The sequence below is a fragment of the Oscillibacter sp. UBA6647 genome (assembly GCA_002455655.1).
GTDB lineage: Bacteria > Bacillota > Clostridia > Oscillospirales > Oscillospiraceae > Oscillibacter.
In genome coordinates this window covers 1-20,903 of record DKLF01000069.1, presented here as the reverse complement: position 1 = coordinate 20,903, position 20,903 = coordinate 1, and the positions used below count along the sequence as shown (strand labels likewise).

Below are 20,903 nucleotides of genomic sequence, written 5' to 3'. Positions count from 1 at the left end.
CTGTATGCCCATATGAGCAGCCTTGGAACCACCGCCGGGTCTTATGTGAATCAAGGCGATTCCATCGGGGTTACCGGGTCCACCGGCAACTCCACCGGGCCGCACCTCCACTTTGAGATTTCAGAGAACGGCGTGCGCATCAATCCACTGAATTATCTCACCGGTTATTCTCTCTCCCGCTGATTTCTCAGCATAAGAAGCCCTCCTGTCCCATAGAAATGGGACGGGAGGGCTTTTGCGCGTGCCGAAGCAATTTGCTCCGGCACGGAAGGGGCGCTCCGAGTTTCCCACGGGAGGGCAGGGAGGTTGACATGATTGGATTTGTGGCATGGACGGAGGAAAAAGCGCCCCGCCGGGCGGGTGAATCTGCGATTTTACGAATGCGGTTTCTGGAGGTGCGGCTACTTCGCCGGAAAAATACTCCGGCTGCCGTTTTGCGCCGCAGGGCGGCGGGGGCCGCGAAAAAGCTTCAAAAAGTGGGCGTTACCCGTGCGGTATTTCCGGAGGCGTTTCCCTACGAGGCAATTTTTGCGAAATACGGTGTGCTTCCCGTGGAAGTGACGCGCCTATACCGCAGTATCGCCGGGGAGTGGCTTCGGGCTGAACTTGCAAGCCGGGAAATTTCAGGGGCAACCAGAGTGGCGGTGTGCGCCGACTATCTTACGGGAGAACTGGTCCGGGCGGTGACGGAACTGAGTCTGCGCTATCGCTATGTGCTGCTGGACATTCCGGATGGCGGGGAAGAGCTGGCCCGCCAGCTTCGGCGGGAATTTGGCGTTTCACTGCTGCTGCGTCCCGCCCCGGCGCAGTTGGAAGCGGCGGAAGCGCTGCTGCTGTTCGCGCCCAGACCGGAGCTGCACTGCGCGGTGACCTTGCCGCTGTACGACGGCGCGCCGATCCCAGCGTATGTGACCTTAAACGTCCCTGTTCAGGCGGAACGGATGCCCCATGGCTGCCGCAGGGACCAGTTGTTTGCCGCTTTATGCTCTGCCGGCGCGCTGCGCGCGGAGCAGATTGAGGCGCGGGTGAGCTGACTGTCCGCCCGGTTGGAGCTGGAACCGGCGCCAACCGGGCGAGGCCTGTCGTATTTTGATACAGCCGGGATTTTTCCGGGCTTTTCAGTGGCGTTGGGGCGGCAAAAAACCCCATTTAGGCGCAAAATCGTTGACTTGAATTGTTTGACGGCGTATGATATACTCACTTTCACATCAAAATCCGGGGCCTATCTATTTAATGTATCGGCTGCCCGTTTTGAAATTTGAAGGAGAGGAGCGGGGCCATGGAACGAATTTCAAGCAGAAAAAACCCTCTCTGCCTGAAGCTGAAAAAGCTGGCGGCAGACGGCGCGTTTCGCCGGGAGACAGGCCTCTTCCTCTGCGACAGTCCAAAGCTTGTGGAGGAGGCTCTCCGCTGGGCAGACGAGACGGTGGACACCGTGGTGACCACACCGGGGCGCGCGTTGAATGGCCTGCCGCCCTCTGTCCGGACAGTGGAGGTGACGGAGGACGTGATGGAAGCCGTCGCCCCCAGTAAAACGCCGCAGGGCGTTCTGGCCATTTGCCGGATGCGGGAGACGACCCTGCCCGAAACGCTGAATGGCAGTCGCTACGTGGTGCTGGACGGAGTGCAGGACCCCGGTAACGTGGGCACCATTCTCCGCACGGCGGATGCCTTTTGGGCGGACGGGCTGTTTCTGGTAAACGGCTGCGCCGACCTCTACCACCCCAAAACCCTGCGGGCCGGTATGGGTGCGGCATTCCGCTGCCCGGTGTGGACCTGCGGTGCGGCGGAAGTCGCCGCACTGCTGAATAAAAGCGGCATTCCGCTGTACGGCGCGGCTCTGCAATCGGACACGCGGGACGTTCGGAATTTGGATTATACCCGTGCCGCCGCCGCCATCGGCAGCGAGGGCCGGGGACTTTCTCAGGAACTGCTTGCTCTTTGCACCGCCACGGTAAAAATCCCCATGAATGAGCGCTGCGAGTCCTTGAATGCGGCGGCGGCGGCCGCCGCGCTGCTGTGGGAGATGGCCCGGGGCCGGGGATAGAGGAGGGACGGACATGTCTATGCTGAAATACTGGGTCTGGCTTTCCCGTCTGGAAGGCGTCGGCAGTCAGACGAAGCTCTCGCTGCTGGAGCGCTTTCCCACGCCGGAGGATATTTACTGCGCCGACCGGGATGAGCTGTTGCTTACGGAGGGGATCTCCCGCCGTGAAGCGGAGGTTTTGGGGAAGAAGGATTTGGCGGAAGCGGACCGGATTCTGGCGGACTGTGAGCGTTTGGGCCTGCATTTGCTGACGCTCCATGACGCGGCCTATCCCGTCCGCCTGCGCAGTATTTACGACCCGCCCTGCCTTTTGTACATCCGGGGCAGGCTTCCCGCGGTGGACGAGCTGCCCGCTGTCGCCGTGGTGGGGACGCGGAAGGCTTCGCCGTACGGCATTCGATGCGCGGAGGATTTGTCCTTCGGCCTTGCGGAGGCAGGAGCTGTGGTGGTCACGGGCTTGGCCCGTGGCATCGACTCCGTGGCCGCGCAGGGCGCGCTTCGGGCGGGCGGCTCGGTGATCGGTGTGCTGGGCGGCGGAATCGACGTGATTTACCCAAGAGAAAACGGGTGGCTGTATGAAGACGTGGCCGCAGCGGGCTGTCTTATTTCCGAGTATCCGCCGGGTGCGGAGACGCTGCCCGGTCATTTTCCCATCCGCAACCGCATGATCTCCGGCCTGAGCGTGGCCGCACTGGTGGTGGAAGCCCCGACTCGCAGCGGCGCGCTGATTACCGCTGGAATGGCACTGGATCAGGGGCGGGACGTGTTTGCCGTCCCCGGTCCCATTTACGCGGAAAACAGCAAGGGCTGCAACCGCCTGATTCGGGACGGAGCTATGGTGGCGGCGGAGCCGTGGGACATTCTAAGAGAGTATGAGGCGCTGTTTCCGGGTAAACTGCGCGGGCAGACCCGCGCCGCGCCGCCCAGCCCTGAAAAGCAGCCGGGACAGCCCGTGGAGGCAGCGGTTCCCGCCCTGCCGGCCCTTTCCGTCAAAGACGCGGGGCTGACCGACGATCAGATCCTGATTTTGCAGACGCTGACGGAGGAGCCCATGGCGGTGGACGATTTGGCGGAGCTGACGGAACTGCCCGTGCGGCGGGTGCTCTCAGCCCTGACTATGCTGGAAATCGACGGATTTGTAACCCAGAGGGAGGGCAAGCGGTATGTCCGCGCCGTGACCCTCACCCCATAAATTTTTGATCACAACTCAACTCCCGCAAAGTTTTGGAGGTAACTATGGCAAAGCAGAGCCTGGTCATCGTGGAATCTCCCGCGAAGGCCAAGACCATTGAAAAATATCTGGGAAAAGATTTCCGCGTAAAGGCATCCATGGGCCATTTGCGGGATTTGCCCAAGAGCACGCTGGGCGTGGACGTGGAGCGGGATTTTGACCCGGTGTACCAGCCCATCAAGGGCAAGGAGGACATCATCGGGGACCTTAAAAAGTCCGCCAAGTCCGCCGACACCGTGTATCTCGCAACCGACCCCGACCGGGAGGGCGAAGCGATTTCCTGGCACTTAAAGCAGCTTTTGAACCTGCCGGATGAAAAGACCCGCCGGGTGACCTTTAACGAGATTACCAAAAAGGTGGTGCAGGAGTCCATTCAGCGGCCCCGGGACATCGACCAGAATCTGGTGGATGCCCAGCAGGCCCGGCGTATTCTGGACCGTATCGTGGGCTATCAGCTCAGCCCCCTTTTGTGGAAGAAAATCCGCCGGGGTCTTTCCGCCGGGCGGGTCCAGTCCGTGGCAACCCGGATGGTGGACGACCGGGAGCGGGAGATCGAGGCATTTCAGCCTGAGGAATACTGGACGCTGGACGCGTTTTTGCGTACCGACGATGGGAAAAAGACGGAGTTTACCGCCCATTATCACGGCAAAGACGGCAAGAAAGTCGAGCTGAAATCCGCGGACGAAGTGGAGTCCGTGGTGAAGGAGACGAAGAATCAGGCATTCGCGGTCAAGTCCGTGAAGCGGACGGATAAGCAGCGCAGCCCCTCTCCACCGTTTACCACCTCCACCCTCCAGCAGGACGCGTCCCGAAAGCTGAGCATGACCCCCCGGCGCACCATGGCCATTGCCCAGCAACTCTACGAGGGCGTGGACATCGCGGGCGAGGGCGCAGTGGGCCTCATCACGTATATGAGAACTGATTCTCTGCGGATCAGCGAGGAAGCGCAGGCAGCCGCCAAGACCTTCATTCTCAGCCGGTACGGAAAAGAATACTACCCCGCGCAGGTTCGCCACTATAAGGCCAAGGCCAACGCACAGGACGCGCATGAAGCCATCCGTCCCAGCAGCGTGGAGCTGACGCCGGAGCAGGTAAAGGGCGACCTCACCGGGGAGCAGTATCGGCTGTACAAGCTGATTTGGAGCCGCTTTTTGGCAAGCCAGATGGAAAACGCCGTGTACGACAGCGTGTCTGTGGATATCTCGGCGGGAGAGCATATTTTTCGCGCAACCGCCTCGGGCCTGAAATTTGCGGGCTATACGGCGGTTTACGAAGAGGGAAAGGACGAGGAGAAGGAAGAAAAGGAATCTCCCCTGCCTGCCCTGCGGGAGGGAGAGGCATTGGGCCTGAAGGAGTTCCGCAGGGACCAGCACTTCACCCAGCCCCCCGCCCACTATACCGACGCAACGCTGATTCGCGCCATGGAAGAGCAGGGCATCGGCCGCCCCTCCACCTACGCACCCACCGTTTCCACGATCCTTGACCGGGAATATGTGGTGAAAGAGGGCAAATACCTCAAAATCACCAACCTTGGCCGGGTAGTGACGGATTTGATGAAGCAGCGCTTTTCCGACATCGCGGATTTGCAGTTTACCGCCCACATGGAGCGGAAGCTTGACTCTGTGGAGGAGGGGATGACCCCGTGGAAGGGCGTTTTGCGGGAGTTTTACGGCGACTTTGAACAGAGCCTGAAGGACGCGGAGACGGCGCTTGAAGGGACTCGTATCAAGGTGCCCGACGAAGTGAGTGAAGAAATCTGCCCCGAGTGCGGGCGAAATCTGGTGGTAAAGTCCGGGCGGTTCGGGCGGTTTTTGGCATGCCCGGGCTATCCCGATTGCAGCTTCACCATGCCGCTGGTGGTGGTGATGCCGGGCCGCTGCCCCAAGTGTGGCGGGCGGATTATGAAGCGCAGCGGCGTGAGCAAGAAGTCTGGCAAGCAGTATAATTACTATTGCTGTGAGCACCGCAGCGCCAAGGATGAAGCCGCCAAGTGCGACTTTATGACCTGGGACGTGCCGGTGAAGGACGACTGCCCCGTGTGCGGGCAGACCATGTTCAAACGGTCCGGGCGGGGCTATAAGCGGCCCTATTGCGTCAACCCCGCCTGCTCCAACTTCCTGCCCGAGGACCAGAGGGGCTATCCCAAGAAAACCGCCGATGAGGGCGGAGAGTCCGACGGCGAGGGCACGGCGAAGAAGCCGACTGAAAAAGCAGCCGCCAAAAAGCCTGCGGCAAAGAAAACGGCGGCTAAGAAAATAACCGCCAAAAAGCCCGCTTCCAAAAAGACGGCGGCCGGAACTGCCGCTGCCAAAAAGAAGGCCCCGGCGAAAACCGCGAAAAAGCCGGTCGATCCGGCCGCTGAAGCGGAAGAGACGGCGGAGAAAAAGACGGCTATGAAAAAAGCGGCGACGAAGAAGCCTGCCGCAAAGAAAACGGCGACGAAGAAGCCTGCCGCGAAGGCGGCGAAAAACCCCACTGGGAAAAAGCCCGTCTCCGACGAAGAAATCTGATTTGCCCCGCGCCATATCGGCGCGAAGCGCCCCACACGGGAGCTGGGCATGCGAAAGGACACACGTATGAACGTATCGGTCATCGGAGCGGGCCTTGCCGGGAGCGAAGCCGCCTGGCAGTTGGCCCGCCGGGGCGCCCAAGTGACGCTTCTGGAGATGAAGCCGCAAAAGAAAAATCCCGCCCATGTGACGGACGATTTCGCGGAGCTGTGCTGCTCCAATTCCCTGCGCAGCGACCAGTTGGAAAACGCCGCGGGCCTTTTGAAGGAAGAGCTGCGTCGGCTGGGGTCGCTGGTAATTGCCTGTGCCGACGAAACCCGGGTGGAGGCAGGCGGCGCGCTGGCGGTGGACCGTCAGGGCTTTTCCGCGCTGGTGACGGAGCGGATTAAGGCATGTCCCAATATCACCGTGGTTCCCGGTGAGGTGACGGAGCTGCCAGAGGGCGAGGTACTGGTTGCCTCCGGTCCCCTGACCTCCGACGCGCTGGCAGAGCGCCTGCAATTGCTTCTGGGCACGGACACCGCTCTGCATTTTTACGATGCCGCCGCGCCGCTGATTTCAGCGGACAGCGTGGACATGGATCATGCGTGGCTGGGGTCCCGGTATGGGAAGGGCTCGGCGGATTATGTCAACTGCCCCATGACGAAAGAGGAGTACGACGCGTTCTGGCAGGCTCTTACCGCCGCCGAGGAGGCGCCGGTTCACGGGTTTGAGGACCAGAAGGTATTTGAGGGTTGTATGCCCGTGGAGGTCATGGCCCGCCGGGGGCATGACACGCTGCTTTACGGGCCGCTGAAGCCCCGGGGGCTGGATGATCCTCGCACCGGGCGCTGGCCCTATGCGGTGGTGCAGCTGCGCCGGGACAATGCCGACGGCAGCGTTTACAATCTGGTTGGATTTCAGACCCATTTGAAGTTTCCGGAGCAGAAGCGGGTGTTCTCCATGATTCCTGCCTTGCATCGCGCGGAGTTTTTGCGCTACGGCGTGATGCACCGCAATACATTTTTGGACTCGCCACGCCTGCTGGATCGGTATTATCGGCTGAAAAAAGAGCCGCGTGTTACATTTGCCGGGCAGATGACCGGCGTAGAGGGCTATGTGGAGTCCTGCGCCAGCGGGTATCTGGCGGCGGTGGAGCTGACGCGCCGCCTGCGGGGGCTGCCGCCTTTGGACTTTCCCCGGGAGACCGCCATCGGCGCGCTGGGGCTGTATGTCTGCGATCAGTCGGTGGTCCGGTTCCAGCCCATGAACGTCAACTTTGGCATCATGCCGCCTTTGGACCATCGGGTCAAGGGGAAGCGGGATAAAAATACGGAGATTTCCCTCCGGTCGCTGAATATCATAGATGGCCTGCGGGAAGACGCGCTCCGTTAGAGAGATTTTGCGCCCGCGGGCGCGGCGAAAGGGATGGCTGCATGAAAATCATCGTCGATGCAATGGGCGGGGATAACGCCCCGGTTGAAATTGTGAAGGGCGCTCTGGCGGCCCACAGAGCCTACGGTACGGAAATCGTGCTGGTGGGCCGGGCGGCGCAGGTGCTGGGAGCCGTGGAGGGCTGTGGTGAAAAGACCCTGCCTGCCGGGGTGCAGATTAAAGACGCGTCGGAGGTGGTGGAAATTGCCGACGACCCCGCAACAGCGTTTAAAAAGAAAAAGGACTCGTCCCTCACCGTGGGGCTGAACATGCTGAAGGAAGGCCTGGGAGACGGATTTGTCTCCGCCGGATCGACAGGGGCGCTTCTGGCCGGAGCGACGCTTGTGGTAAAACGTATTCGGGGCGTGCGCCGGGCGGCGCTGTGTCCGCAGATTCCAGTGCTGGGGGGGAAGGCCGTGCTGTGCGACGCGGGGGCCAACGCGGAGTGCACGGCGGAGTATCTGCTGCAATTTGCGTTCCTTGGCAGTTTGTACGCCCAGAAGGTCATGGGCGTGGAGCGTCCTCGTGTGGGTCTTTTGAACATTGGCGCGGAGAGCGAAAAGGGCGACGCCCTGCGCCATGAAACTTATGCCGTGCTGGAGGAGACGGCCCGCGCGGGCCGTTTGCACTTCATCGGGAATATTGAGGCGTCCGACGCGATGCTTGGCGGGGCGGACGTGATTGTGGCGGACGGCTTCACCGGAAATGTGATGCTTAAATCTCTGGAGGGGACGGCGAAGCTCATGTCCAAGGAGCTGAAAGGGCTGTTTCTGTCGGGGACCAAGACAAAGCTGGCCGCGCTTTTGATGAAGGATAAGATGGCGGAATTCAAGCGGATGATGGACCCCGGAGAGGTGGGTGGAACGCCGTTTCTTGGCATTACCAAGCCGGTGATCAAGGCCCACGGCGGGTCCGACGCCCGGGCGATCCAGAACGCGGTGCGCCGCGCGGCGGAATTTGCCGCAAGCGGGTTTATTGCCGATGTGGAAGCAAATGTTGCGCAGATGCAGATGGATCTGGCGGAAAAAATCTGATACCCTATTGACAGATATGCGGCGCTGCCGTATGATTACTCCAACAATTGTGACCTGAGGAGTGACTGGTATGTCGAATGAAGAGGTATTTCAGACAATGCGTGATCTGGTGGCCGAGCAATTTGCCAAAGAGGCCGACGAAGTAAGCATGGAGACTTCCTTTGAGGAGGATCTGGGCGCGGATTCCGTGGACCTGGTGGAGCTGGTGATGGCCATGGAAGAGGCGTTTGACGTGGGCGAAATTCAAGAGGACGATCTGAGCGAGCTGAAAACCGTGGGGGATGCTGTCCGCTATATCGCCGCAAAACTGAACAGATAAGAGAGGAAACCCCGCTCCGAGCGGGGTTTCCTTTTGGGAGAGAGTGGGTGCGCTTTTATGAAGGAACTGGAGAAAAAACTGAATTATGCCTTCCAAACTTTGCCGCTGCTGGAGGAGGCGCTGACCCACAGCTCCTACGCCAACGAGCATCGGGGCCGGAAGATGAACAGCAACGAGCGGTTGGAGTTTCTGGGCGACTCGGTGCTGGGCTTTGTGACGGCTGAGTTTTTATTTTTGCAGCATCCTGACCTGCCGGAGGGGGACTTGACCCGTATTCGGGCGGCTTTGGTGTGCGAGCAGAGCTTGTACGAGGTGGCGCGGAAGCTGGAGCTGGGCCGTTATCTGCGGCTGGGAAAGGGCGAGGAAGCTGGTGGGGGCCGGGAGCGGACCTCCATTTTGGCGGACGCTACCGAGGCGGTGTTTGCCGCCGTATATCTGGACGGCGGGATTCAGGCGGCCTCCGCGCTGATTCACAGGTGCCTTCTGGACGCAGAGTGTGAGGAAGCCGTGGAGGAACGGCGGCGGGACTTTAAGACGGAACTTCAGGAACTGATTCAGCGCAAGCCGGATCAGACCCTTGTCTACCGCATGGTGGCCGAGCGCGGACCCGACCACGACAAGACCTTTGTGGCTGAGGTGCTGCTCAACGGCGCGGTGGCGGGCGAGGGCGGTGGCCACAGCAAGAAGGAGGCGGAGCAGTCCGCCGCCCGGGCCGCTTTAGAGAAGCTATAAAAACCGGTTTTTGAAAACCGTGAAAAGAACATACGGGGCGGCGGGGCAACCCGCCGCCCCGGCTTGCCCAATGCCTCTGAAAAAATTTCCGAAGCGTTCAGATGAGGATTTGGAGGAGTGACAAAAAAGCGCTCAAGAGGTTCTCCGTGAATTCTCTGGATGCGACTGCCAAGACAAGGTGTAAATATGACTGGAATTTTTCGGACCGGCGTGGTATACTTATAATTCAAAATGGGCTTTCAGGCGGCGCATAAAAACGGCGCTCCGGAGAGTCGCCCTCCCGCGGGCAGCGCGGGAATTAGAAAGAAACGTTCCCACACATAGAAGGAGAGTGAGCTTTTGTCACTGCTGACATCTGTCGTCCTGGGGCTGATTCAGGGCGTGTCGGAATTTCTGCCCATATCCAGCTCCGGCCATCTGGCCATCGCGGAATATTTGCTGGGAGAGGCGGGCATCGGAACCCCGCCGGACTTTTTTGACGTGCTGCTACATATGGGCACGCTGGCCGCCGTGTTTGCGGCGTATTGGGATGATATCAAGGCCATGGTACGGGAACTGTTCCTCGGAGTGGGGGATTTGGTCCACCGCACCACGCCCACACCATTGCCTCCGGCCCGGCGGATGATTTTTCTGATTATCGTGGGAACCCTTCCGCTGTTCGCGGTGCTTCCCATAAAGGATTGGATTGAAGGATTGTCGGGCAATATTTACGTTGTAGCGGGCGCCTTGCTCGTTACCGGCTGCCTGCTGTTCGCCAGCGACCGGGTGCGCCGGGGGCGCAAGGCCGAACGCAGCGCCACCGTGCTGGATGTGCTGCTGGTGGGCGTTGCGCAGGCCGTGGCCACCTGCCCGGGACTTTCCCGCTCCGGAACCACCATTTCCGCCGGATGCTGCCTTGGCTTCGAGCGGAAGTTTGCCGTTCGGTATTCTTTTCTGATGTCCATTCCTGCCGTGCTGGGGGCCAACATCCTGACATTGCGGGACGCGGTGAAGACCGGCGTTGTCTGGGCTGAGGTGCCGGTGTATCTGGCGGGTGTTCTGGTGGCGGCTCTGGTGGGATACGCCTGCATCCGTCTGCTGAAAATGATTGCCGATAAGGGCAAATTCGGCTGGTTCGCATATTATTGCTGGGCGGCGGGTCTTCTGACTTTGATTTTTATCTTTGTCAAAAACGCCACTGCCTAATTTCAAGACGTTTACAAAAGACTGAGCAAAGGGAGGTACCAGTGTGGCCAGTACCACGACGAAAAAAAGCGGGGCGAAAAAATCCTCGGGAGGCCGGAAAAAACCGGCCCAGACGGACAATCGGCCTATCCGCCGGGAGGTGGGTGGCACAGTCTGCCTCCTGCTGGCACTGTGCGCGGCGGTGAGCTATTTCGGCGCCGACGCCATTTTTATCGACTGGTTTGCCTTGCTGCTGAAGGGCCTGTTTGGCTATGGCTATTGGCTCTGCGCCCCAGCGCTGGTGCTGGCGGGTCTCATCCTGCTGATTCACCACGGGCGGCCCGTGACTCTGCGAACCATCTGTGCCCTGCTGCTGCCGCTCCTGTTCGGCTCTCTGGCCCACATGATCCTGCTGCGGGACGGCTACGAGCTTGTGAAGGGCATTTTGAAGCTGCTTTGGAGCTCCGGCGGGGCGCTTAAATCCGGCGGGGCAGTTTCGGGCCTTCTTGCCGTGGGAGCGGTGTCGGCCTTTTCAAAAGTCGCTTCTATTATGATTTTTGCGGTGTGCTTCCTTTTGGTGCTGATGACTGCCCTGCGCATCACACCCAAGAGTCTGATGGAAAAGCGCCGCAGCCGCCCCCGGTACGAGCCGGAACCGGAGCCTGCCCCCCGGCCTGCCCCCGCCATCCCGGCCATTCCCTCCGAAGGGCCGGGAGAGAGAAGCGGCGCGCGCCGCTCCATTGACATTCCGCTGGACGGCGAGCAGCGGCCCGCGCCGGAGAAAAAACCCGGCCTGATCCACGGCTTTTTCCGCCAGAAATCCGATCAGCAGCTAACCCCCGACCAGCTTTTGACGGACGAAGCGGCAAAGGCCGCAAAGCTGCATGTCCAGCCGGTACAGATCCCGGCCCCGCTTCCTGCGGTGACACCGGAGCCGATTGCCGTGCCGGAACCGGCTGCTGTGGCGGCGGTCTTTTCACCTGCACCCGCGCCGATTGCGCCCCCCACGCCTGCTCCCGCGGCTGAAAAACCCGGCTCCGCTGCCAAGGAGGTAGCCGCAGCCACCGCCGAGGTCACGGCCCAGATTGAAGACGCTCTGTCTTCCGGTGAGGGAGCCTATCAGTTCCCGCCCATCACTCTGCTGGATGAGAACCGGGGCGGCGACTTTACGGAGGCAGGAGCCGAGCTGCGAAACAACGCCCGCCGTCTTGGCGAGACGCTGAAAAGCTTCGGCGTGGAGGCCACGCCGGGCGAGGTGGTCCACGGGCCTACCGTCACCCGGTACGAATTTGTGCTGGATCAGGGGGTTAAGCTTTCCAAAATCACCAATCTGGCGGATGACATCGCCCTGGCTCTGGGAGCCTCAGGCGTGCGGATCGCGCCCATTCCCGATAAAATTTCCGTGGTTGGCATTGAGGTGCCAAACCGCCACGTCTCTTCCGTTCTGATCCGGGACGTAGTAGAGTCAGGCACCTTTGTGAATCACAAATCCGCCGTGGCCTTCTCTGTAGGCAAGGACATCGGGGGACACTGCATCGTGGGAGATATCGCAAGGCTGCCCCATGTGCTCATCGCCGGCACCACCGGTTCCGGCAAATCCGTCTGTACCAACTCGCTCATCGTCAGCCTGATGTACAAGTCCAGCCCTGACGAGGTGCGCTTTATTATGGTGGACCCCAAAATGGTGGAGCTTGCCCCCTACAACGGCATTCCGCACCTGCTGATTCCCGTGGTGACGGACCCGAAAAAGGCCGCGGGCGCGCTCCAGTGGGCGGTATATGAGATGATGAAGCGGTATAAGCTTTTCTCTGAGAACAACGTAAAGGATTTGAAGGGCTATAACACGCTGGCTCGTACCAGCGAGGAACTGACGGCTCTGCCCTCCGTGGTGGTGGTCATCGATGAGCTGGCGGATTTGATGCTGGTGGCCGCCAAGGAGGTGGAGGAATCCATCTGCCGCGTGGCCCAGATGGGCCGCGCCGCCGGGATGCATCTGGTCATCGCCACCCAGCGCCCCTCCGCTGACGTGATCACCGGTATCATGAAGGCCAATATTCCCAGCCGCATTGCCTTTGCGGTGGCGTCGGCGCTGGAATCCCGCATCATTCTGGACACCCAAGGTGCGGAGAAGCTGGTGGGCCGGGGCGACATGCTGTATGCGCCCCTTGGCTCCGGCAAACCCACCCGGGTACAGGGCTGCTTCATCAGCCCGGAGGAAATTGAGCGAGTGGTGGAATTTGCCAAGGAGAGCGGTGAAGCCCATTACTCTGACGAGGTTATGCGGAAAATCGAAGAAAACGTGCAGGAGAAGGAGAAAACCACGGGCAGCAAGGGTGCGTCCGCAGCGGCGGATGCCGAAGACGAGGGAGACGAGCTGCTGCCTGCCGCCGTGGACGTGGTGCTGGAGACGGGACAGGCTTCCGTTTCCATGCTCCAGCGGAGGCTGAAGCTGGGCTATTCCCGGGCGGCCCGGCTGGTGGACCAGATGGAGCAGCGGGGAATCGTGGGTCCCTTCGAGGGGTCCAAGCCCCGGCAGCTTCTAATCAGCAGGCAAACATGGCAGGAGCAGCAAATGGGTGGCGCAGCCTTGCCGCCTTCCGACGAGCCTCCCTTTGACGACGGGCCTGAAGGAGCGGACTGACGGCATAAAAGCCCGGCGGACGGGAAACGCTTTTGCTTCAAGGCAAGCTGACAAATTGTTAAAAATTGTACAATTAAAATACAAAACCACAGCGGTGAACTGTGCAAAATGTTCTATGATCCGGAGGGCGGGAAAGGACAGGTAGCTGTTGACATCCCGGGCAAAGGCGCATAGAATGAATGAATCAGGAAAACTGAAGCGGTAATTGGAAAATGAAAAGGAGGTATCCCGTCATGAAGTTTTCGAGCAAGATCGAAAAGTGCGGTTTGTCCCCCATGCGGAAGTTCCACCCATTTGCGGTGGCGGCGGAAGCCAAAGGACGCAAAATCTACCACCTGAATATCGGCCAGCCGGACATTGAAACCCCCGCCGCTTTTTTTGACGCGGTAAAGGGCTTTACTCAGCCTGTTCTGGAGTATGCCCCCTCTCCCGGCATTCCCTCGTTTTTGGAGGCTGTCCGTGGATATTATGCAAAGCTCGGTATCAAGCTGGCCCCCGGCGACCTTTTGGCCGCTACCGGCGGCAGCGAGGCACTGGAGATGGTTTTGGAGTGCATTCTGGACGACGGAGACGAAATCCTGATTCCGGAGCCCTTCTATCCTAACTACAACACCTTTACCCGTGTTACCGGCGGGTTGATTCATCCCATCCCCACCACTCCGGAGGAGGGCTACCGCTATGCCGATCGAAGCAGAATCGAGGCGGAGATCAACGAGCATACCCGTGCCATTATGGTGACCAACCCCGGAAACCCCACCGGCGTGGTGCTGAGCCACGACGAGATGCGGCTGATTGTGGATATTGCCAAGGAGCACAATCTGTTTGTGATCGGCGACGAGGTGTACCGCGAGTTTGTTTACGGCGGCGAGGGCCTTGCCACCATGCTGGAGTTTGAGGACGCGGCGGAGAACGTCATCGTCATCGACTCCGTATCCAAGCGATTTTCTGCATGCGGCGCCCGTGTGGGCGTGCTTATTTCCCGCAATAAGGATCTGATGTCCCACGCGATGAAGTACTGTCAGGGCCGCCTGTGCTCCGCCACGTTGGATCAGGTGGGCGCAGCATCGCTGTACACCGTTGGACCGGATTACTTTGCTTCCGTGCGGGACGAGTATAAAAAGCGCCGCGACACTTGCATGGCGGGGCTTGCCAAAATCCCCGGCGTGGTGTGCGAGTGTCCCAAGGGCGCGTTTTACATCATGGCAAAACTCCCCGTAGATAACACCGATACCTTCCAGCAGTGGCTGCTGGAGGAATTTGAGGACAAGGGCGACACCGTGATGTTTGCCCCCGGCGAAGGGTTCTATGCCACCCCCGGCAAAGGCAAGGACGAAGTGCGGCTTGCCTATGTCCTGAAGCAAGCTGATCTGGAGCGGGCCATGGAGCTGTTGGCACTGGGCATTCAGGCATACAACGCCCGGTAATAGAAATCCAAAAGGCGCCGTTTTTGCGCCGACCATTCCGTATGACAAAGCCCAAATAAAAACCCGGGAGCGGCGTCTGCCGCTCCCGGGTTTATGTATATGTAAGCAGATGCGGCCACAAAAACTCAAATATTTGAATAAATGGCCTATCTATGGAAAAGAGATCGGGCCATTGACGGGGGCGCGCAGGCCGGTGAATTCTGGGCCCACCTCTGCGTCAGAGGAAAGCCTCACGTATAATGACCCATTCGGGTCATGGCCGTTTTGCGTCTTGAGAAATATGAAAGGAATGATTGTATTATGGCGGTTTTAGATCAACTGGAGCCGAAGAAGGTTTTTCAATTCTTTGAAGAAATGTGTGCAATTCCTCATGGCTCCGGCAATACAAAAGCGGTCAGCGATTGGTGCGCGGACTTTGCGAAAAAGCGGGGCCTTGAATACCGTCAGGACGCGGCGAACAATATCATTATCATCAAAGAGGCTACCTATGGGTATGAAAATGCGGAGCCGGTGATTCTTCAGGGCCATTTGGACATGGTCTGCGAGAAGGCTCCCGAGTGCGCAAAGGACATGGTGAAAGAGGGGCTGGATCTGGCCGTGGACGGTGATCTGATTTTGGCCAGAGGGACTACTTTGGGCGGTGACGACGGCATCGCCGTGGCATTGGCCATGGCCATTCTGGACGCGGATGATCTGGCCCATCCCCGGGTCGAGGCGGTGTTTACCGTGGACGAGGAGATCGGGATGCTGGGCGCAGACGTGCTGGACGTGTCGCCGCTGAAGGGACGAAGGTTCCTGAACTTGGACTCCGAGGCCGAGGGTATCTTCACCGTAAGCTGCGCGGGGGGCAACATGACCAAATGCACAATCCCCGTTCAAAGAAGCGCCTTTGCCGGTTCGGCGCTCACCGTTACGGTGAACGGACTGATCGGCGGCCATTCAGGACAGGAAATCAACAAGGGTAGGGGCAATTCCAGCCTGCTGATGGGCCGTGTGCTGCTTGCCATGAGTCAGGCAACCGAGCTGCGTTTGGTGGCGGTGGACGGTGGCTTGAAGGACAACGCCATCCCCCGGGAGACGACGGCCACGGTGCTGGCTACCGATGAGGAGAAGGCCAGCGCCGCCGCGGCGCTGCTGGGTGAAGCGCTGAAAAATGAATATCACGTCACGGATAAGGATTTGACGCTGACAGTGACCTCCGCCAAGGCGGATCAGGTCCCCATGGATGCGGACTCCACCCGGCGCTGCGTGTGCTTCCTTGGCTGCGCGCCCAACGGGATTCAGGCCATGAGCGCCGATATTCCCGGGCTGGTGCAGACCTCTTTGAATCTGGGCGTTCTCACCACACAGGAAGGCGCCATGACCGCTTCTTTCTGCGTGCGCAGCAGCGTTGGCAGCCAGAAGGCGATGCTGAAGGCCCGTCTTAACTGCCTCACGGCAATGCTGGGCGGAAAGACGGAAGTCTTCGGGGAATACGACGCGTGGGAGTATCGCGCCGAGTCTCCGCTGCGGGATTTGATGGTGGAGGTTTTCAAGGATCAGTACGGCAAGGAACCGAAAATCGAAGCCATCCACGCGGGTGTGGAGTGCGGCCTGTTCTGCGGCAAGCTGCCGGGGCTGGACTGCGTCTCCATTGGCCCCGACCTGAAAGACATCCACACCCCCAGAGAGAGGCTGAGCATCTCTTCCACACAGCGTCTGTGGGGATTTGTGGTCGAGGTGCTGCGGCGAGCCAAATAAAGGTTTTTGTCCACAGCTCCTTTTACGGAAGGACCGAAAAATCAAAGAGGGGAGAGAACCGGTCTAAAATCGGGTCTCTCCCTTGATTGATTTCATATGCCGAACATCGCCGCCATACGGCCTCTAGGCCCGCACGGCCCAGCGCAGCTTAGCCGACCGGGCCCGTGGATTTTGAAAGCACTCCTGTGCAGAAGGGCGGAGTACCTCCTCTGCCACGGCGCTGTAAGCGCCCTCCCGCAGGTGCTGGCGAAACGCCTTTTTCACCATCCGGTCCTCGCCGGAATGAAAGGTCAGAATAGCCACCCGCCCGCCGGGCTTTAAAACGCAGGGAAGCTTCTCAAGAAGGTCGTACAGCGCCTCAAATTCGCCGTTCACGTCGATGCGGAGGGCCTGAAAGGTCCGCTGGCAGGATTTTTTGACCTCCTCCTCCCGCTCCCCGACGGGGAGGAAGGAAAGAGCCTGACCCACCAGCTCCGCAAGGCGCTTTGTGGTGTCCACCGCCCCGCCCCGGCGCTGCTCACTCAACACGGTCCGCGCAATGCGGGCGGCATAAGGCTCGTCGGCGTTTTCCTCCAGAAGGGCGGTCAGCTCATCCTCGTCCAGCTCCCGCAGGCGCTGGGCGGCGGAAATGCCCGAGGTGGGGTCCAGCCGGAGATCCAGAGGACCGTCGTATTTAAAGGTGAAGCCACGGGCAGGGTCGTCGATCTGCATGGAGGAAACGCCTAAGTCTGCCAGAAGAAAGTCGAAGAGAACGCCGGGCGCAACCCTGTCCAACTGGGAAAAATTCATCCGCCGAAGGGTAAAAAGCTCCGGGCCAAAGCCCGCCGCTTCCAGCCGCAGGCGAGTTTTTTCGGATTCGATGGGGTCCACGTCGGTGGCGTACAGATGCCCTTGTCCTTGAAGCCGCTCCAAAATTTTTCGGGAGTGACCGCCGTAGCCCAGCGTTGCGTCCAGTCCGATCTGTCCGGGCTGAACGTTCAGAAAATTAAGAATTTCCTCCACCATGATGGGAATGTGCATCCCGGCAGGAGTTTTCCCGCTTTGAAGCACCTTTTCCACGTCGCCGCCGTATTTTTCCGGGTTCAGTTCCTTGTATTTTTCCCGGAAGCTCCGGGGATGGGTGCCCTGATAGCGCGGGCGGCGCTTGTGTTCCTGTTCCATGGCGCGGCTCCTTGTCTGTCTTTTGAGCTGGCGGTTCTCAGCCTGCCAGCCTGCGCCGATTCCGAACAAAATCATTTCGGAACGGCTGTGTCGAGGCTATCATAGCACAAAACCGGCAAAAAAAGAAGAGACAACCGATTTGCCGGAGAATTTTCACACAAACAGCGGATGTCGAATCGGCGGGGGTTTGGCACGGTGCGCACTTGTTTCTTCCGCAAAAATAAGCTATACTGTCCCTATCATTCAATCAGTATGAGAGGCTTAACCATGGAACTGTCTATTTCTCACCCTGCGCTGCTGGCTATTTCGGACGAAGACCCGGGATGTTCGTTTTTTGGCGGCGCACAGGAGTGGTATTCCACCGAATGGAGCCGCAGGGCGGGTTGCGGACCTACCTGCGCGTCCAATATTCTGGCATATCTGGCTTTGACCCGTCCGGCGCTGTTACCGCTGTACGGCTATGAAGGCATGGGCCGCGCCGATTTTGCCCGGCATATGGAGGATGTATACCCCCATCTTACCCCCGGAAGCGCGGGACTGAACCGGGTGGAGCTGTTTTCGGACGGCGTTGTCGCATATGCCGGTGAGCGGGGAATTTTGCTGGAACCCCATGTCCTTGCGCTTCCCGGACGCATGACGTGGGGACGTCCCGCCGTTTCCCTGCTGGCGGAGTTTATAAAAGCCGGACTGACGTCCGACTGCCCGGTGGGGTTTTTGAACCTGCACCGTGGCAGGGAGAAAAACCTTCAAAGCTGGCACTGGGTCACGATTGTAGGGGCGGAGCTTGGGGAAGATAAGCTGATGGTCACCGTCTCCGATGAAGGGCGGCGGATTGAACTGGACCTTCGGCTGTGGTATCATACCACCCCCATGCGCGGCGCTCTGGCGTATTTTACGGAAACCTCGGCTACCGCTCCGCAGTTGAATACGGGGAATGCGAAAGATGCGAAAGCACCATGTGAGTGAGCGCAAATGGCGTGAAAGAAAGCCGGATGCGTTGCACCGCGCCGAGCCGGCGCGGGAGACCAACGCAACCACACAATAGGAGGCTGAAATGGACCTTACCACGGCAGAAAAGATAGAATCGGAAATTCGGCGGCTTCTTCAAGCAAAGCGCCCCATTTTGGTGGCGATTGACGGTCGATGCGCGGCAGGGAAGACCACGCTGGCAGAGAAGCTGCGGGAGCTGTGTGGCTGCGGCGTGGTTCACATGGACCACTTTTTCCTCCGTCCGGAGCAGCGCACGGAGGAGCGGCTGAACACGCCGGGCGGCAACGTGGATCGGGAACGGTTTTTACAGGAGGTTTTGCTGCCCCTCAGTCGGGGGGAGGCGATTTCCTACCGTCCTTATGATTGCAGGCTGCAAGCGCTTAAGGAGGCCGTTCAGGTGGCTCCCGGGCCGATCACGGTGGTCGAGGGAGCCTATGCCTGCCACCCGTCTCTGCGGGGATACTACGACCTGAAGGTGTTTCTGACGGTGGAGAGGGAAGAACAGCTTCGCCGCATCCGGCGGCGCAACGGCCCCGAGGCGGCCGTTCAGTTTCAAGAGCGGTGGATTCCTCTGGAGGAGCGGTACTTTGCGGCCTGCGGAGTTGAGGACTGCTGCGATCTGCGATTTGAAGCCCACGACGAAAAATAAGCGGGCCGACGCGGTGGAGTTTAAGCTATCCGTCCATCAGGCGTGGCATCGCCTCCGCACCTGACGGAGCGCCAGGGGAGAGTAAAGCCGCTTACGCGCGGTTGCCCGCGTACAGCGTGGGCAAAGGAGAAAACAGAGAAAGCTGACCGCCGGAACCCCGGCGGCCAGCTTTTTGGCTTGTGAAGGGAAGCGCTTTTAAATCTGCGGAAGGAGGATTCAATCCGGGCAGATACCCCAATGACTGGGTCAGTCGATGGGCTTCATCGTCGGGAAGAGAATCACATCCCGGATGGTGTCAGACCCGGTCAGGAGCATGGTCACCCGGTCGATACCGATGCCCATACCACCAGTGGGGGGCATGCCATATTCCATGGCGGTGAGGAAATCCTCGTCCAGCATCTCCGCCTCGTCGTCGCCCCGCTCCCGCAGCTCCGCCTGCTTTTCAAAGCGCGTGCGCTGGTCAATGGGGTCGTTCAGCTCGGAATAGGCGTTGCCCATTTCGCTGCGGCAGATGAAAAACTCAAACCGCTCGGTGAGCCGGGGGTCCTGCGGGCTGCGCTTGGTGAGGGGAGAAACCTCCACCGGGTACATGGTGATGAAGGTGGGCTGGATGAGATGCTCCTCCACCCTCTGGTCAAAGCACTGATACAATGCGTTTCCCCATGTCTTTTCCGCGCTCTCCGCCAGCTCCACGCCGATGGATTTTGCGGCGGCCACGGCCTCCACGTCGTCGGTGATGGCACCAAAGTCCACACCGGCATACTGCTTCACGGCATCTACCATAGTCAGGCGGGGCCAGCCGGGGGTCAGGTCCACTTTCTCGCCCATCCACTCTGTTTCATAGGTACCCAAAAGCTCCTTGGCGGCGGAGGAGACCAGTCCCTCGGCCACGTCCATCATCCCGTGGAAATCCGTGAACGCCTGATACAGCTCCACGGTGGTAAACTCCGGATTGTGCTTGGGGTCCATGCCCTCGTTGCGGAAGATGCGGCCGATTTCGTACACCCGGTCCATTCCTCCCACAATCAGCCGCTTTAAGGGCAGCTCCGTTGCGATGCGCATGTACATGTCCAAATCCAGCGTGTTGTGGTGCGTGATGAAGGGGCGGGCGGACGCGCCGCCGGAAATCGTGTTCAAAACGGGCGTTTCCACCTCGATATAGCCCAGATCATCCAGATACCTGCGCAGGTGCTGAATGAATTTGGAGCGCAGGAGGAACGCGCGCTTCACCTCGGGATTGACGATCAGGTCCACATATCGCTGACGATAGCGCAGCTCCTTATCCGTCAGCCCGTGGAACTTCTCCGGCAATGGCAGCAGTGCCTTACTAAGAAGCACGATATCCTTCACCCGCACGCTCATCTCGCCCCGCTGGGTGCGGAACACCTCGCCGTCCACGCCCACGATGTCGCCGATGTCGTACTTTTTAAATGTCCGGTAAACTTCCTCATCCATCTCGTCCTGCCGGGCGTAGAGCTGGATGCGGCCGTCCCGGTCCTGCAAATCGCAGAAGCTGACCTTGCCCATGCCCCGTTTGCTCATGAGACGGCCCGCCACCTTCACGGATTGGCCCTCCATGGCGTCGAAATTGGCTTTAATCTGCTCGCTGGTTGCGTCCCAGTCGAACCGGGTCTGCCGGAAGGGGTCTTCGCCCGCAGCCTGAAGGGCTGCCAGCTTCTCCCGGCGGATTCTGGTCTGTTCGCCCAGATCCTGCTCGGGCTGGGGGGTTGTCTTCTGTTCAGCCATAGTTATCTCCTTACCGCTCGATTTTCTTCACCGTGTAAGAAATGCTCCCGCTGGGCGCGTCCACGGTGACGGTCTGCCCCTCCTTTGTGCCCATGAGGGCCT

Annotated in this window: 18 protein-coding genes; 15 read left to right on the top strand and 3 right to left on the bottom strand. The window is 59.8% G+C overall.

What is annotated here, in order from left to right; all coding sequences use genetic code 11:
- The 13 genes from B2W96_RS05175 to B2W96_RS05115 form a co-directional block, all read left to right on the top strand.
- On the top strand, positions 1 to 183 hold a 183-nt coding region (locus B2W96_RS05175; RefSeq protein WP_293009214.1), incomplete at its 5' end, for a M23 family metallopeptidase.
- 128 nt (positions 184 to 311) lie between these two features.
- Positions 312 to 1,034, top strand: a complete 723-nt coding sequence (locus tag B2W96_RS05170; protein WP_293009212.1) for a hypothetical protein — start codon at positions 312 to 314, stop codon at positions 1,032 to 1,034.
- A gap of 245 nt (positions 1,035 to 1,279) precedes the next feature.
- Complete coding sequence (locus B2W96_RS05165; RefSeq protein WP_293009210.1) at positions 1,280 to 2,047, top strand: TrmH family RNA methyltransferase; 768 nt, start codon at positions 1,280 to 1,282, stop codon at positions 2,045 to 2,047.
- A 13-nt stretch (positions 2,048 to 2,060) separates the two neighbouring features.
- Positions 2,061 to 3,239, top strand: coding sequence for a DNA-processing protein DprA (dprA, locus tag B2W96_RS05160; RefSeq protein ID WP_293009208.1), 1,179 nt, complete (start codon positions 2,061 to 2,063; stop codon positions 3,237 to 3,239).
- A gap of 44 nt (positions 3,240 to 3,283) precedes the next feature.
- Complete coding sequence (gene topA, locus B2W96_RS05155; RefSeq protein WP_293009206.1) at positions 3,284 to 5,788, top strand: type I DNA topoisomerase; 2,505 nt, start codon at positions 3,284 to 3,286, stop codon at positions 5,786 to 5,788.
- A gap of 66 nt (positions 5,789 to 5,854) precedes the next feature.
- Positions 5,855 to 7,162: a methylenetetrahydrofolate--tRNA-(uracil(54)-C(5))-methyltransferase (FADH(2)-oxidizing) TrmFO gene (gene trmFO / locus B2W96_RS05150; protein WP_293009235.1), complete on the top strand. Its 1,308-nt coding sequence runs from the start codon at positions 5,855 to 5,857 to the stop codon at positions 7,160 to 7,162.
- A gap of 41 nt (positions 7,163 to 7,203) precedes the next feature.
- Positions 7,204 to 8,235, top strand: coding sequence for a phosphate acyltransferase PlsX (gene plsX, locus B2W96_RS05145; protein WP_293009204.1), 1,032 nt, complete (start codon positions 7,204 to 7,206; stop codon positions 8,233 to 8,235).
- Between the two features lie 70 nt (positions 8,236 to 8,305).
- Positions 8,306 to 8,554, top strand: a complete 249-nt coding sequence (gene acpP / locus B2W96_RS05140) for an acyl carrier protein (RefSeq protein WP_293009202.1) — start codon at positions 8,306 to 8,308, stop codon at positions 8,552 to 8,554.
- 57 nt (positions 8,555 to 8,611) lie between these two features.
- The gene (gene rnc, locus B2W96_RS05135) at positions 8,612 to 9,286 is read left to right on the top strand and encodes a ribonuclease III (protein WP_293009200.1); all 675 of its coding nucleotides are present in this window, start codon (positions 8,612 to 8,614) and stop codon (positions 9,284 to 9,286) included.
- A 339-nt stretch (positions 9,287 to 9,625) separates the two neighbouring features.
- Positions 9,626 to 10,471, top strand: a complete 846-nt coding sequence (locus tag B2W96_RS05130) for an undecaprenyl-diphosphate phosphatase (protein WP_293009198.1) — start codon at positions 9,626 to 9,628, stop codon at positions 10,469 to 10,471.
- A 43-nt stretch (positions 10,472 to 10,514) separates the two neighbouring features.
- The gene (locus tag B2W96_RS05125; RefSeq protein ID WP_293009196.1) at positions 10,515 to 13,091 is read left to right on the top strand and encodes an FtsK/SpoIIIE family DNA translocase; all 2,577 of its coding nucleotides are present in this window, start codon (positions 10,515 to 10,517) and stop codon (positions 13,089 to 13,091) included.
- Positions 13,092 to 13,324: 233 nt separating this feature from the next.
- Positions 13,325 to 14,515, top strand: a complete 1,191-nt coding sequence (locus tag B2W96_RS05120) for a pyridoxal phosphate-dependent aminotransferase (protein ID WP_293009194.1) — start codon at positions 13,325 to 13,327, stop codon at positions 14,513 to 14,515.
- A 300-nt stretch (positions 14,516 to 14,815) separates the two neighbouring features.
- A complete protein-coding gene (locus B2W96_RS05115) occupies positions 14,816 to 16,255 on the top strand; it encodes an aminoacyl-histidine dipeptidase (RefSeq protein ID WP_293009192.1) in 1,440 nt (479 codons plus the stop codon).
- Between the two features lie 123 nt (positions 16,256 to 16,378).
- Here B2W96_RS05115 and rsmH read toward each other — a convergent pair whose 3' ends face one another.
- The gene (gene rsmH, locus B2W96_RS05110) at positions 16,379 to 17,416 is read right to left on the bottom strand and encodes a 16S rRNA (cytosine(1402)-N(4))-methyltransferase RsmH (protein ID WP_293009190.1); all 1,038 of its coding nucleotides are present in this window, start codon (positions 17,414 to 17,416) and stop codon (positions 16,379 to 16,381) included.
- Between the two features lie 267 nt (positions 17,417 to 17,683).
- On the opposite strand from rsmH, the gene B2W96_RS05105 reads away from it, so the two are divergent.
- Together B2W96_RS05105 and B2W96_RS05100 are read left to right on the top strand one after the other, a co-directional pair.
- A complete protein-coding gene (locus B2W96_RS05105; protein WP_293009188.1) occupies positions 17,684 to 18,382 on the top strand; it encodes a hypothetical protein in 699 nt (232 codons plus the stop codon).
- 88 nt (positions 18,383 to 18,470) lie between these two features.
- Positions 18,471 to 19,055: a uridine kinase family protein gene (locus B2W96_RS05100; RefSeq protein WP_293009186.1), complete on the top strand. Its 585-nt coding sequence runs from the start codon at positions 18,471 to 18,473 to the stop codon at positions 19,053 to 19,055.
- A gap of 246 nt (positions 19,056 to 19,301) precedes the next feature.
- On the opposite strand, the gene lysS is transcribed toward B2W96_RS05100, so the two are convergent.
- Both lysS and B2W96_RS05090 read right to left on the bottom strand, forming a co-directional pair.
- The gene (gene lysS, locus B2W96_RS05095; RefSeq protein WP_293009184.1) at positions 19,302 to 20,801 is read right to left on the bottom strand and encodes a lysine--tRNA ligase; all 1,500 of its coding nucleotides are present in this window, start codon (positions 20,799 to 20,801) and stop codon (positions 19,302 to 19,304) included.
- 10 nt (positions 20,802 to 20,811) lie between these two features.
- Positions 20,812 to 20,895 carry a GreA/GreB family elongation factor gene (locus B2W96_RS05090; RefSeq protein WP_293009234.1) on the bottom strand — a complete coding sequence of 28 codons (84 nt, stop codon included), beginning with the start codon at positions 20,893 to 20,895 and terminating at the stop codon, positions 20,812 to 20,814.
- Between the last annotated feature and the right edge of the window lie 8 nt (positions 20,896 to 20,903).